Annotated in this window: 14 protein-coding genes and 1 pseudogene; 6 read left to right on the top strand and 9 right to left on the bottom strand. The window is 50.9% G+C overall.

Going from position 1 to position 12586, the window contains the following annotated elements; translation table 11 throughout:
* Positions 1–191 precede the first annotated feature (191 nt).
* Positions 192–638 (bottom strand): helix-turn-helix domain-containing protein, encoded by a 447-nt coding sequence (locus R9X49_RS03605; RefSeq protein WP_413775872.1) that lies wholly within the window; start codon positions 636–638, stop codon positions 192–194.
* Between the two features lie 66 nt (positions 639–704).
* Between R9X49_RS03605 and R9X49_RS03600 the strand changes: the two genes are divergently transcribed.
* From R9X49_RS03600 to R9X49_RS03590, 3 genes are all read left to right on the top strand, one after another.
* Complete coding sequence (locus R9X49_RS03600; RefSeq protein ID WP_319847256.1) at positions 705–1931, top strand: MFS transporter; 1227 nt, start codon at positions 705–707, stop codon at positions 1929–1931.
* Positions 1932–2099: 168 nt separating this feature from the next.
* Complete coding sequence (locus R9X49_RS03595) at positions 2100–3299, top strand: multidrug effflux MFS transporter (RefSeq protein ID WP_319847255.1); 1200 nt, start codon at positions 2100–2102, stop codon at positions 3297–3299.
* A 52-nt stretch (positions 3300–3351) separates the two neighbouring features.
* The gene (locus tag R9X49_RS03590) at positions 3352–3945 is read left to right on the top strand and encodes a flavodoxin (protein ID WP_319847254.1); all 594 of its coding nucleotides are present in this window, start codon (positions 3352–3354) and stop codon (positions 3943–3945) included.
* A 31-nt stretch (positions 3946–3976) separates the two neighbouring features.
* Here R9X49_RS03590 and R9X49_RS03585 read toward each other — a convergent pair whose 3' ends face one another.
* Positions 3977–4867: a LysR family transcriptional regulator gene (locus R9X49_RS03585; protein ID WP_319847253.1), complete on the bottom strand. Its 891-nt coding sequence runs from the start codon at positions 4865–4867 to the stop codon at positions 3977–3979.
* A gap of 410 nt (positions 4868–5277) precedes the next feature.
* Here R9X49_RS03585 and R9X49_RS03580 point away from each other — a divergent pair, with 410 nt between their 5' ends.
* Positions 5278–6066, top strand: a complete 789-nt coding sequence (locus tag R9X49_RS03580; protein ID WP_319847252.1) for an SDR family oxidoreductase — start codon at positions 5278–5280, stop codon at positions 6064–6066.
* Between the two features lie 110 nt (positions 6067–6176).
* Here the strand turns inward: R9X49_RS03580 and R9X49_RS03575 are convergent, their stop codons facing one another.
* The 5 genes from R9X49_RS03575 to R9X49_RS03555 form a co-directional block, all read right to left on the bottom strand.
* Positions 6177–7163: an aldo/keto reductase gene (locus R9X49_RS03575; protein ID WP_319847251.1), complete on the bottom strand. Its 987-nt coding sequence runs from the start codon at positions 7161–7163 to the stop codon at positions 6177–6179.
* Positions 7164–7321: 158 nt separating this feature from the next.
* Entirely contained in the window at positions 7322–8092 is a 771-nt protein-coding gene (locus R9X49_RS03570) for a formylglycine-generating enzyme family protein (RefSeq protein WP_319847250.1), read from the bottom strand.
* Positions 8093–8280: 188 nt separating this feature from the next.
* Positions 8281–9114 carry an SDR family oxidoreductase gene (locus tag R9X49_RS03565; protein ID WP_319847249.1) on the bottom strand — a complete coding sequence of 278 codons (834 nt, stop codon included), beginning with the start codon at positions 9112–9114 and terminating at the stop codon, positions 8281–8283.
* Positions 9115–9323: 209 nt separating this feature from the next.
* Complete coding sequence (locus R9X49_RS03560) at positions 9324–9959, bottom strand: NAD(P)-dependent oxidoreductase (protein ID WP_319847248.1); 636 nt, start codon at positions 9957–9959, stop codon at positions 9324–9326.
* Positions 9960–10046: 87 nt separating this feature from the next.
* A complete protein-coding gene (locus R9X49_RS03555) occupies positions 10047–10475 on the bottom strand; it encodes a DoxX family protein (RefSeq protein WP_319847247.1) in 429 nt (142 codons plus the stop codon).
* A gap of 80 nt (positions 10476–10555) precedes the next feature.
* Between R9X49_RS03555 and R9X49_RS03550 the strand changes: the two genes are divergently transcribed.
* On the top strand, positions 10556–10951 hold the full coding sequence (locus R9X49_RS03550; protein WP_319847246.1) for a helix-turn-helix domain-containing protein: 396 nt from the start codon (positions 10556–10558) through the stop codon (positions 10949–10951).
* A gap of 73 nt (positions 10952–11024) precedes the next feature.
* On the opposite strand, the pseudogene R9X49_RS03545 reads toward R9X49_RS03550, so the two are convergent.
* Positions 11025–11219: pseudogene (locus R9X49_RS03545) on the bottom strand (helix-turn-helix domain-containing protein); the annotation flags it as partial.
* A 194-nt stretch (positions 11220–11413) separates the two neighbouring features.
* Positions 11414–11854: a helix-turn-helix domain-containing protein gene (locus R9X49_RS03540; protein ID WP_319847245.1), complete on the bottom strand. Its 441-nt coding sequence runs from the start codon at positions 11852–11854 to the stop codon at positions 11414–11416.
* Between the two features lie 102 nt (positions 11855–11956).
* On the opposite strand from R9X49_RS03540, the gene R9X49_RS03535 reads away from it, so the two are divergent.
* On the top strand, positions 11957–12568 hold the full coding sequence (locus R9X49_RS03535; protein ID WP_319847244.1) for an NAD(P)-dependent oxidoreductase: 612 nt from the start codon (positions 11957–11959) through the stop codon (positions 12566–12568).
* Positions 12569–12586: the final 18 nt, after the last annotated feature.

Genomic DNA, 12586 nt, shown 5'->3' with positions numbered 1-12586 from the left:
GCTGGTGATTTATCGATGATGATTCTTTAACGTTGTGGGTCTGCATGATGTTGATTTGATTCAGTGCGGCCCGAATGGCAGAAATTCTAGAGGAAAAAAGAGGGCATGAACAGAAATAAGAAACCGGTTGCATATCCGGTACGCGCGGGTCTGGCGATATAAAAAATCCGCCACGAACGGCGGATTGCGCTTTATTTTTTCGTCTTCTGAGGCGCCTTGCGAGTGGCTGGCTTGCTCGCTTTATCCCGCCTTCGGTGCGTGGTTTCAACGAGCTTCCTGAACGTCGGGCATTCCATATGCGATGGCGCAGGACAGTCGGCGACGTGCCGCAGCGTGTCGCGCAATATCTTCAGCTCATGAATTTGCTGGTCGATTTCATCAGCCTTCTTATGCAGCACAGTGCGGGGCAAATCCGGCATCCCATTCTTGTTAAACATGCCGGCGATTTCCTGTAGTGAAAATCCCGCCGATTTCCCCAGCGTGATCAGTCTGAGTTGCAGCAGCACGTCGGCAGGAAACTGCCGCCGCAGCCCATGTCGGGATACCGAAGCAATCAGCCCAATCTCCTCGTAGTAACGCAGCGCCGAAGGCGTGATCCCACTCTTCTCCGCGATTTCGCCAATATCCAGAAATTTCATGCTTGACCTCAAGTCGACTTTAATTTGTAGCATGCTCTGGAACCCACATTCTGACAAGGATAAAAAATGGTAACTCATCGACCAGGCGAACCCGAGCAAGCTAAACCGGGGATTACCCTCACACTGGCACTCTCGATACTGTCAGCCTCGCTGGGAACGAGTATTGCCAACATCGCCCTTCCAACGCTGACAGAAATATTTTCTGCGCCATTTGCACAGGTGCAGGCCGTCGTCATCGCCTATCTTGCAGCTATGGCACTTTCCGTTGTGATCGCGGGTCGCCTGGGCGATCGCTATGGGCTGAAGCCCGTTTTCATTGCAGGGCTTGGGCTTTTCGCCGTTGCGTCGCTGCTGTGTGCCGTTGCCCCCCAGCTGTGGTCGCTTATCGGGGCAAGAGCGCTTCAGGGGATCGGCGCGGCCTTCCTGATGACGCTCAGCATGGCGCTGCTGAGGCAGACGGCCGGTGAAAATCACGTCGGGCGAGCGATGGGGATACTGGGAACGGTATCTGCACTGGGTACCGCGCTTGGCCCTTCTGTCGGCGGTGTCCTGCTTACGGCGGCAGGATGGCGTAGCCTATTCTGGGTACAGATCCCGCTGGTCACGATCGTTCTGTTTCTGGCTTTCGCTCTGCTGCCAGATACGCCGGTTAAGGAGAAAACGCAGAACTCAGGTCTCTCACCGACCACAATTTTGCCGAATCTCATCGTCAATGCGGCCGTCTCCTCCGTCATGATGACGACGTTAGTCGTTGGGCCCTACTATCTTGGCTCGGGTCTGGGACTGAAGGACACGCTGGTGGGACTGGTGATGGCCATTGGCCCCGCCATTGCAATCTTTATCGGGGTTCCGTCAGGGCGACTGGTCGATACCTGGGGGTTTGAGCGGGCTCTTATCGCCGGGCTCTCTCTCGCGGTCACTGGCACCTTTATGTTAGCGATCTTACCCAACCTGCTCGGCGTTGCAGGCTATATCCTTGCCATTACTATCCTGACGCCGGGCTACCAGCTCTTTCAGGCAGCAAACAACACTGCGACCCTTGCCGAGGTTCCCGGGAACCAGCGCGGGACCGTTTCCGGCCTGCTTAACCTGTCGCGCAACATTGGGCTGATCGCGGGTGCCTCAATCATGGGACAAGCCTTCGCGCTGGGGGCCGGCACGGAAGATTTTACCCATGCCGCTCCCGCTTCCCTCGCGAATGGCATGCAGCTCACCTTCTTTCTGGCTGGCGGCATCATCGTTGTCGCCATCGCATTCGCCCACCTGCCAAGATGGAAGCGGGTTACCCGATAACGATCTAAACTGGTGTCGTTTACATTCACGGGGGTTACGCCCCCTTTCCTGCTTAAATCCCCGCGAATTTATGAATACGATTCATAGCGTCTATCCTATTGCGCCCGATTATCACCGGACGTAATCCCGATAATATAGCCTGAAGAATATAAAGCCAGATGGATAGATATGACTCAGGTTCAAACACGCCCGGAAAAAACGTCAGGGCTATTTTTTATTGCCATTCTCAGTGCACTAATGGCATTTACCTCCTTATCGACAGACATTTATTTACCCGCTATGCCCGTCATGGCGAAGGATTTACAGGGGAATGCGGAGCTAACCATCACCGGCTTTTTAATCGGCTTTTGCATCGCGCAGCTGATTTGGGGGCCGTTAAGCGATCATCTGGGGCGTCGGGTGCCGCTGTTTATTGGTATGGTCCTGTTTATCATCGGCTCTGTCGGCTGCGCCCTGTCTACGGATATGTCGCAAATCGTTTTTTGGCGAGTCTTCCAGGCGCTGGGCGCGTGTACAGGCCCGATGCTGGCTCGCGCGATGATTCGCGACCTCTTTAGCCGCACCCGCGCCGCACAAATGCTCTCGACGCTCATTATCATAATGGCGATTGCACCGATTGCCGGGCCACTCCTCGGCGGGCAGTTAATCAAAGTGACATCATGGCATGCCATTTTTTGGCTGCTGGCAGTAATTGGCCTCGCGATGCTGATTTCATTACGCTGGCTGCCGGAAACGCTCCCCGAAGACAGGCGGGTGAAAGCGTCATTGCCCAGCGCTTTCCGCAACTATTATGCCCTGCTGACGAACGCTAACTTCATGCGTTTCACCTTATGCCTGACATTCTATTATGTCGCCGCCTACGCCTTTATTACCGGTTCGGCCTTTGTCTACATCACCTACTTCGGTATCGATCCGCAGCATTACGGCTGGTTATTTGCGCTAAATATTGTCGGCGTGATGGGCATGAGCGTGGTAAACCGCCGTCTGGTTCAGCGCTACTCGCTGGAAAGGCTGCTTAAATTTGCCGTGCTGATCGCAGCCGCCGCATCGTTCATTCTGGCTATCGGCGCAAAGCTGCATATCGGGGGAGTCGTGCTGATTGTGGTTTCGGTGTTCGTCTTCTTTTCGATGAACGGCATCATCGCTGCAACCTCTACCGCCGCCGCACTGGATGCGGTGCCCAATATTGCTGGTTCAGCCTCAGCCCTGATCGGATCGCTCCAGTACGGCAGCGGCATTATCTCCTCGCTCCTGCTTGCGCTACTAAGCGATGGGACACCGTGGACGATGGCGTGGATCATCGCCCTGTTTACCGCAGCCAGTGCCCTCATCGCGCTGACCGCGCGAGTCACAAAAACGGACAGTTAGCGAAGCACGCATCAAATCTGTCCATCATTGGAACGATAAGGAATCTGAGGCCATGACCAACGAACATGATTTCACCCGAAGGAGACTGATTACCGCTCTGGCAGGATTAACGCTGGCAAACGTCGCGCTGCCATCCAGCGCGGCTGACGCGACCAAGACTCAAAATAGCCGTCGTATTTTGGTCGCGTACTTTTCCAGAAGTGGTAATACACGGGTCATCGCTGGCGTGATTCATCGCAATCTGAAAACTGACCTTTTTGAAATTGAATCGGCCACACCTTATCCAGATGACTATTTCCAGACCGTGGCTCAGGCTAAAGATGAACGCGATCGTGGAATAAGGCCGCCATTAAAAAATGGCGTCACCAATATCGATCGTTATCAGACGATTTATCTAGGTTTCCCCGTCTGGGGGACGACCGTTCCGCCAATCGTCCAGACCTTTCTCAGCACACATAATCTAACGGGTAAGACTCTGATTCCTTTCATTACCCACGGAGGATATGGTCTCGGCAACAGCAAGGAGATTCTTGCTGCCCTGACACCGGGGAATAAATGGGAACAACCACTGACGATTGAATGCGATCAGGAAAGAAAAACGACAGAAACAGTGGCTCGCTGGCTAGACACGATCCAAACCAGCTGATTTACATGAGGGCAGCTATATCGCCCTCATCTTATTGATAACGCATGGCTTCAATGAGCTTAACAAAAGCGGAAGTATGCTGTTTACGGCTGGGATAATAAAGAAAATAACCGGGAAAAGGTTCACACCAATCCTCCAGAACCTTAACCAATTTGCCTTCAGCCACGGCTTGTTCAATGGCATCTTCTGGAACAATGGATAATCCCAAACCGGATATTGCCGCATTCACCCGTGAAACAAGATTATTAAAAGTCAGTTGCCCTTCGACTCTGACCCGGATTTGCTGTTCCCCTTTAGCAAATTCCCAGGCATATAATCCCCCCATCGTCGGCAAACGCATATTAATGCAATTGTGCTGATGCAAATCATGTGGCGTTTCAGGAATGCCCTTTTTTGCTAAATAATCTGGCGATCCCACCACACACATGCGCCAGTCAGGCCCTATTCTTACCGCAACCATATCTCTGGCAAGATGCTCGCCAAGCCTAACACCCGCGTCAAAACGGCCACTGACAATATCGGTCATCCCATTATTGATATTCAGCTCAATGTGAATATCGGGGTAATCGTGAGCAAATTTTTCCAGCAGTGGCCAAACGGTAGAATGAAGCGCATGTTCACCCAAGGTGATCCGAATATTGCCTTTGATATCGTTACTTTTATCTGCAAGTGCGGCTAAATGCTCCTCAATTTCTTGCAAGCGGGGGCTGATACCATTAATTAATGACTCGCAGGCTTCTGTGGGAGCAACACTACGCGTGGTTCGTGTTAATAATCGCACGCCTAACCGTTCTTCCAGCCCTTTGATGGCATGGCTAAGCGCTGACTGAGAAACGCCCAGCCTTGCGGCGGCTCGCGTAAAGCTTTGCTCCTCGGCAACAACAATTAAATAGTACAGATCGGTGAAATTATCCTTAAGCATTCTTCAACCACCACAAGATTCTTGATTAAGCAGGATGATTTAATCCTACCATATACCGCGAGGATTCAGTCGATATGCTCGTCATACTTCAAATTGCCTGCCCTTATCTTACCACCAGCCTAAGACTCAAATTATTTAGCGCATAAATGACAGAAATAAAATATAAGCGAAAGCTATTCTCAACAGGTAACAATGTCATTATTCATCCTTGCTCTCTCTATCGAAAAACCACTTGTTATTAATAAAAATCATATCGCGTTAAAAATCAGTAATTCAATCAGAATAGCGATTAATGAATCACACACATAACGCCATGCTGTTTTCTCCAGCTAATCAGTTAGCTTTCTGACTGCTATAGTTCGCCCATCAAAATATGCACCATTCCAATATTTAATTATCGAGAAGAAACGATGACACCCACCCCTCTTACTATTTTTGTGGTCGGCGCAACCGGTAGTATCGGCCAGCATGTGGTAGACGTCGCGCTAACCCAAGGAAATCGCGTCATTGGCCTTTGTCGTAGCGCTGCGAAGGCAGCCCGACTCCCGGCAGGGGCCAGTACGATCCAGGCCGATGTCACTAAGCCAGAAACCTTGCGAGAAGCAATACCGTCAGTCGATGCCGTCGTTTTTACTCTCGGTTCCGATGGTTTAGGGAAAAACGGGGCAATGACTATTGATTATGGTGGCGTCTACCATGTGCTGATGGCGCTGCGCCGTCAAAAAATACGCATTGCGCTGATGACATCAATCGGCGTAACTGACCGCGCGGGAAGCTATAACCAGCGCACCGAAGCCCATGATTGGAAGCGTCGTTCAGAACGTCTCGTCCGCGCCAGCGGTCATCCTTACACTATCGTCCGCCCCGGTTGGTTTGATTACCATTCGCCCGACCAACATCACATTACTCTGCTACAGGGTGACCAACGGCATACCGGAACGCCAGATGATGGCGTCATTTCACGCCGTCAAATTGCAGAGATTTTAGTCGCCAGCCTGACAGATAGTGCCGCTATCAACAAAACGTTTGAATTGGTTGCTGAAAGAGGTCACGCACAGGCAAACCTGACGCCGCTATTCGCCGCACTGGCAGCAGATCGGCCAGAGAAAAATGACGGTATATTGGATATCGACAATATGGCAGAAGCGTTAGAGCCAGCGCATGTTAAAGAGGCGATACGCCGCGTCGCTGATATCTGATGCCTTTTTTCAAAGGGGCAAACATTTGCCCCTTTTATCAGAGAATCAAAATCGCGATGAATCAGCGGTAATACGTCTCAGCGTCGCGATCATTATTCAGGCCGTTATCATTATTCAGACATCGAAAGCAGGCCATCATCCAAACGGTTACCCTGAATAGGGATACGGGAAAATAACGCGTCCATAGCAAATAAGTCTGCTGCACTCAACGTCAGCGCGAGAGACTTAAGATTGTCATCGAGATACTCCACCTTATCCATTCCCGGAATAGGAACAATCCAGGGCTTTTGCGCCAGCAGCCAGGCTAACGCAATCTGAACCGGGGTCGCCTGTTTCTTCGCAGCGATATCACGCAGCACATCAACAAACGGCATATTGGCTTTGATGGCATCGGGGGTAAATCGCGGGAAATTCGCTCGTAAATCAGTCGCACTGTCGAAGGTGGTCGTCGCATCAATCGTCCCTGTCAGGAACCCCGTCCCCAGCGGCCCCCACGGAACAAATCCAATACCTAATTCTTCACATACTGGCAAAACTTCCGCTTCTGGCTCACGCGTCCACAACGAATATTGGTTCTGGACAGCGGTGACAGGATGGATAGCGTGTGCCCGGCGAATCGTCTCAGCGCCCGCCTCCGATAAGCCATAGTGGCGAATTTTTCCTTCCTGAATCAGATCTTTTAGCGTTCCTGCCACGTCTTCAATTGGGATATTCGGATCCACACGGTGTTGATAAAATAAGTCGATATAATCTGTTTTCAGGCTCTTCAGCGACGCTTCCGCTACCGTACGGATATTTTCCGGGCGGCTATCCACTCCGGTTATCGCGCCATTTTCCAGCCTGAAACCAAATTTGGTGGCGATAATAACCTTATCACGATATGGCTGGAGCGCTTTCCCAACTAACTGTTCATTGATATAAGGCCCATAGGCTTCTGCCGTATCAAAAAATGTAATCCCCCGTTCAATCGCGGCATGAATCACATTGATGCCCGTTGTATCATCGACCGCACGCCCTGTGCCAAAACTTAAATTCATCGCGCCCATACCAAGAGCAGAAACCTCTAACCCACTACGACCTAATTGACGGTATTTCATATTTATTCCTTAACACGATGTATTAAGCATGGATGACGATAACGCCGTCATAAAAAGCTGGCGTTACAACCAGATAATTAATTGAATCAGAAAAAAAGAGAGATAAAAAACAAGTAACATGGGGGAAATTCAATATATTTCCATTGCCGGACATACCGTTAATTCATTTCCTCCGGCAATCGCGCTAACACCACTCTGAACCCAATACTGATCCCCCGATAATCCTCTGAATATGGTTTTCGCCATGCGCTATGCCAGCCATCAGCCGTGCTGTGCCAGCTTCCTCCGCGAACCACGCGGGAACTGCCGTGGTCTGGCCCTTGTGGATCAATGACAGGACTCTGCGAATAATAGTCGTTGCTATAATAGTCACTGACCCATTCCCACACATTGCCATAAATGTCGTACACGCCCCATTGATTAGGCTTTTTCTTACCAACAGGGTGCGTTCCGCCGGATACAAAATTTTCGCCATTCCAGGCATAGTCATTTAATAATGTGGCATCGTTCCCAAAGAAATAAGGACTGGCGGTTCCCGCTCTGGCGACATATTCCCATTCGGCTTCTGTCGGTAAACGGTAAACATTGACGCCCTCGCGTTGATTCAATTTCGCAATAAACTCCATGGCATCTAACCAGGAAACGGTCGCCGGATGATTTGGGTGGGTAATACGCGCCGCCATACCCGGGAGGCGATAATAGGGATTCGAGCGATCGCGATCAAAAGACGCCTCTCCCATAACCGCTAACCAGTCTGCTTGCGTGACCTCGGTTTGGCCGATCAGAAAAGCATGAGAAATTGTTACTTTATGCTGTGGCTTTTCGCGACTGTCGGCCTCCGCGTCTGCCGACCCCATCAGATAGTTACCCGCGGGAATCGCAACAAAGCGCATACCAAGTGAATTAGTGTACGTTTTCCCTGTAGTCACGTGTCCCCCTGTATCTAAACGGCTTCCATCTGAAAGCGCAGTTTGGGCTACAGGCTGGGAGGCGGGTAAACCCAAACTGAACAGCGTCATCAACGATATAACCGCTTTCCTTTTCATCATCATCCCCAATAGACATTTACAGACCACTCAGAGGCAGATTCTATCTCCTCATCGTAGCTCACCGGCGTTCAGCTCTTGGCTGGCGCAAGTTCACCAAACCAATAAGATGCCGTTACGCCGCCATCCATCAGGAAATCGCTGCCGGTGATAAAGGTTCCTTCCGGCCCCATCAATAACGCCGCAAGCGCACCAACTTCATCAGGATTACCACCACGACCAACAGGCGAATTTTCCAGCATCTTGCGATACCCCTCACCTCGTGGCCCGTTCAGTTCATCATTCGCCAGAGGTGTGAAGATAATCCCCGGACTGATAGCGTTAACTCTGGCACCGCGTTTTCCCCACTTAACCGCTTCGGCCATCACCCTTAATGTGTTCCCACGCTTGGACAGTTGGTAAGCGTGTAATGTGTCAGCGATCTGCTCAAGCTGTAACATGGGCAGACTCAGGAGCGCTTCCGTTGGCGTTGTCGCCAGAGCCGCGTTTTGCTCGATCGTTAGTGGTGGCAACCGATGGCCTGACTGCGATGCGATGACAATCGCAGCGCCCCCTTGAGCAATGATCTGACCGAATGCTTCGAGAACGACTGCTGTTCCATACAGATCCACATTCAGAATCATTTCCGCTGTAGCCTGCGAAGGGGAAACACCCGCAGAGAGAATAACGCCCATGACGTTCCCCATTGATGCAGCTTTCTCCACCAAAGCGTGAACGGATTCACGGTGCGCCACATTAACAACGGTGGTTTCGACATCAAAACCGGCCTCACGTAGCACCTTGGCTGCGGCATCCGCATTTTCCTGACGCAGATCGGCCATAAGAACGCGTTTACCCTGACTGACACGCCGCGCGATGGCCTGACCAATTGATCCTGCTCCAATAACAACATTGACCTCTTTCATATTTCTTCCTCACGAAAAAATTACACCGTATCCACCGCCCTTAAACGACCTAACGATCGCGACAGCGCGCTGTTACGGGGAGAACTGAAATATCATAGAGGGTTTAGTTCAGAGGATAATCGTGCCAAATCAGCATGAGTTTATGAGTGGGGATCATAAATCAAAGCCTCAATTTATGATTACGTGCGCCAGATTAATGCAGACACATTTCATTTCGTGCTAATTCCCGGTGCCATTTTTATGAACCGATCATCCCGTAGCTGATCAAACATGAACTTCGCTAATTCTTCACGGGATAACGTCATTGAATGTTGGGTCTTGCCATAAAGCCCCACATTAAGGCGGCCCGACGCGGGATGATGATTAAGAAAGGCGGCACGAACTAACGTCCAATCTAATTCAGAGACGCGAACTGTTTTTGCGAGAGCAATAATGTCCTGATAAGAACTTGCCATCATAATTTTGATCAACCATGCAGGAAACTGAACTCTCCAGTCAGATCCATCGTCTGGATCAGCCGCCGTTCCGGTTGATACAGCAATCAGGCGGATGACATTTTCCTGTTTCATCACCGTAATAATGGATTGCATCGCCCGGGTAATCGGCAAATCTTTGGGGTGGGTAAATCGGGTCGGCCCAAGCGCAGATAACACGGCATCCGCGCCCTGAATCGCATCTTTTAGCACGGCGTTATCGGTTAATTCACCGCGAATAATGCGGACATTTGGATCGTCAAATAAAGACCCCGTGCGCGCAAATACCGTCAGCGCTATTCCGCGCTTAAGGCCCTCGGCAATCAAATAACGCCCTGTTTTTCCTGTCGCGCCGAACAGAGTCACTTTCATGTCGCCTCCTTATCTATTTAAAATGTGAAATACCAAAAGAACGAGGTTTCTATTCACAGGCAAATACGTCAGCAATAGCCTGACTGGTTAGCCTTGCGCACTCGCTTGCCCGCTGAGCGTCTGGTGCTGTCCTGTAATGACATCGCCATATGGCGAAGGGAGATCACGCGCCGCATTTTGGGTAGCAAATGAAGCAATCAACAGTACGAGCCCTAGCCCTGCCGGTAATGCTCCACCAGGTTTGCGTACGCCAATATGCGCGAGAGCCGAAAGAAGCAGGTGAAAGAACATCCCCGCATAGGCCAGATCGCTGAGCAGCACGCTGATCCGGGAAAGTATGGCGACGACAGCCAGAATCTTTACTGCGACAAGGAGAGGTAGAAGATAGCCGGGGTAACCAAAGTCGATCAGCGTTTGGCGAACCCACGCCTTTTTGGTGATGTAGAGCATCGCGGAGGCGATATATAGCAATGACAACAGTGTTGTACTTATCCAATAGATGTAATGTGTTTGCATGACGTTTCCTCAAGCGTGTTTTTCAACGTTAGTGCAGAATGTCTGCTAATATGAATTACCGCAAGTAGGATGAAATAGTGATGGTTAGTATGGTAAATAAGACTAATGGCGATACTGAAATCAATATGCATGAGGAAATGCGCCGCGCATTTGGGCTGTTAGCAGGCAAATGGAAGCTAGAGATTATGTGGCTGCTTAACCAACGAATTTATCGCTTTGGAGAACTCAGAAAAGCGATACCCGGCATTACTCAACACATGTTGACAGTCCAACTACGAGAACTGGAAACCGATGGTTTGGTATCCCGCACCGTTTTCGCAGAAGTTCCTCCGCGCGTCGAGTATGAAATCACGGATAAGGCTCGCGGGCTTGGCCCAACCATGCAGGCGTTAACAGCATGGTGGATGGAATACGGCCAAACGGTGCCCGTCAAACCCGCGACACGGGGACGCACAGCCAGAGCTAAATCTCAGTGAAAGTCATTAACTTAAGTCCGAAAATACCTGTCGCAGTGGGAACCATTCAGCACGCCACGGTGAGGATGAAGCGCTACAGCGTGAACTCGTAATGGGAGCCGTCCGGTAGCTCAATATCAAGGCGTAGTTTACTGCCAGTCGCCTCGACATAGCGTTTGAGTGTGGAAAGCTTCAGGTCACGGCTAGGTTTCTCCATTACCGCCACGGTCGGCTGTTTTAAGCCAAGCACCTGCGCCATTTCTACTTGCGTTTTTTGTACCCTCTCACGCATAGCGGTAAAGCTATAATTTGGATTATGAAGTGGCTGCAGACGATATGCACAGGCCAGTGAACGAAACCGGAAACGGTATTCCAATACTTCTGTGGAGATAAAATAAAATGACACTCATCGTGCGAGCAAGGTCGCACGATGTGGTGGTATTTAGCGTGGGGAGACCAATTGATTAAGCGTCAAATGCTCGTTCAGGCATCGCGTTGTCTGGCCTGGCGGCGAGAGCGACAAATTTCGGCATGGTTCCGATCGGCCCACTGAATTAACAGCTGCATGGGCTGCAAAAAGGAGTGCCCGAGTGGCGTCAGCGTGTATTCCACGCGCGGGGGAACTTCTGCATAAATCGTCCGATAAATAAACCCATCCGTCTCTAGCCGTTTTAACGTACGTGACAGCATCTGACGCGAAATATCGTCGATATGGCGATGTAATTCGTTAAAACGCAGCGTCTTTTGCGCCAGCGCTTCTAGTATCAACAGACTCCACCGATCGCCGATGCGATCCAACACATCACGGATTGGACAAGGATGGTCAAACGCGGAATCGTCGAGGCTTTCCGCCGCCGACGTTTTTGGGTTAACCGTGTCAGTGAGGAGTGTGTCATTAGTCATTTCTGTGTGACCTGGTTGCATGCCGGTGACTTCTTGTCGGAGAAAAGTCGGCAATGTACCATCCAGATTCTCTATAGTCTATTTTTGTTACTTAGTCCCAAAACAAGAAAATAAGGAGTCTACATGTCACATATCGCACTCATTGGCGCCTCAGGCGATGCCGGTTCACGCATTCTTAAAGAATTATCAGACCGTGGGCATACGGTCACCGCCATTGCACGCCATCCAGAAAAAATTGCCTCGCTGCCGAACGTCACCGCTAAGCAGGGAGACGCGCTGGATAAAGATGCGCTGGTCGCCTTATTCAAAGGGCATGATGCGGTGGTCAGCGCGGTTAAATTTGGTTCATCCGACCCGGCGACTCTGATTGCAGCCGTGAAAGCCGCAGGGGTAAAACGCTATCTGGTCGTCGGCGGCGCCGGGAGTCTGGAAATTGCACCGGGTCAGCGTCTAATCGATCAGCCGGACTTCCCTGATGCTTACCGCCCTGAAGCCTCTCGTGGTGCAGCCTTCCTCGACTTGTTAAAACAGGAGAAAGATCTTGATTGGTCATTCCTCTCTCCGTCCGCCGAGTTTGTTCCGGGCCAGCGCACGGGCACGTTCCGTCTCGGCAAAGACACACTGCTGAGTACTGACAAGGGCAGCAGCATCTCGTTTGAGGACTACGCTGCCGCACTGGTTGATGAAATTGAAAACCCGGCACACTCCCGTCAACGCTTTACCGTGGGTTATTAAACCCTGACGGCGATCCGC

The sequence above is a fragment of the Pectobacterium carotovorum genome (assembly GCF_033898505.1).
GTDB lineage: Bacteria > Pseudomonadota > Gammaproteobacteria > Enterobacterales > Enterobacteriaceae > Pectobacterium > Pectobacterium carotovorum_J.
The sequence above is the reverse complement of the archived record's forward strand: the minus strand, read 5'-3'. Positions and strand labels throughout refer to the sequence as shown.

Coding starts and splice junctions, on each gene's coding strand:
- R9X49_RS03605 (WP_413775872.1), bottom strand. CDS start 638: ATGAAATTTCTGGATATTGGCGAAATCGCGGAGAAGAGTGGGATCACG.
- R9X49_RS03535 (WP_319847244.1), top strand. CDS start 11,957: ATGTCACATATCGCACTCATTGGCGCCTCAGGCGATGCCGGTTCACGC.
- R9X49_RS03580 (WP_319847252.1), top strand. CDS start 5,278: ATGACACCCACCCCTCTTACTATTTTTGTGGTCGGCGCAACCGGTAGT.
- R9X49_RS03590 (WP_319847254.1), top strand. CDS start 3,352: ATGACCAACGAACATGATTTCACCCGAAGGAGACTGATTACCGCTCTG.
- R9X49_RS03565 (WP_319847249.1), bottom strand. CDS start 9,114: ATGAAAGAGGTCAATGTTGTTATTGGAGCAGGATCAATTGGTCAGGCC.
- R9X49_RS03585 (WP_319847253.1), bottom strand. CDS start 4,867: ATGCTTAAGGATAATTTCACCGATCTGTACTATTTAATTGTTGTTGCC.
- R9X49_RS03560 (WP_319847248.1), bottom strand. CDS start 9,959: ATGAAAGTGACTCTGTTCGGCGCGACAGGAAAAACAGGGCGTTATTTG.
- R9X49_RS03555 (WP_319847247.1), bottom strand. CDS start 10,475: ATGCAAACACATTACATCTATTGGATAAGTACAACACTGTTGTCATTG.
- R9X49_RS03600 (WP_319847256.1), top strand. CDS start 705: ATGGTAACTCATCGACCAGGCGAACCCGAGCAAGCTAAACCGGGGATT.
- R9X49_RS03595 (WP_319847255.1), top strand. CDS start 2,100: ATGACTCAGGTTCAAACACGCCCGGAAAAAACGTCAGGGCTATTTTTT.
- R9X49_RS03550 (WP_319847246.1), top strand. CDS start 10,556: ATGGTTAGTATGGTAAATAAGACTAATGGCGATACTGAAATCAATATG.
- R9X49_RS03575 (WP_319847251.1), bottom strand. CDS start 7,163: ATGAAATACCGTCAATTAGGTCGTAGTGGGTTAGAGGTTTCTGCTCTT.
- R9X49_RS03540 (WP_319847245.1), bottom strand. CDS start 11,854: ATGCAACCAGGTCACACAGAAATGACTAATGACACACTCCTCACTGAC.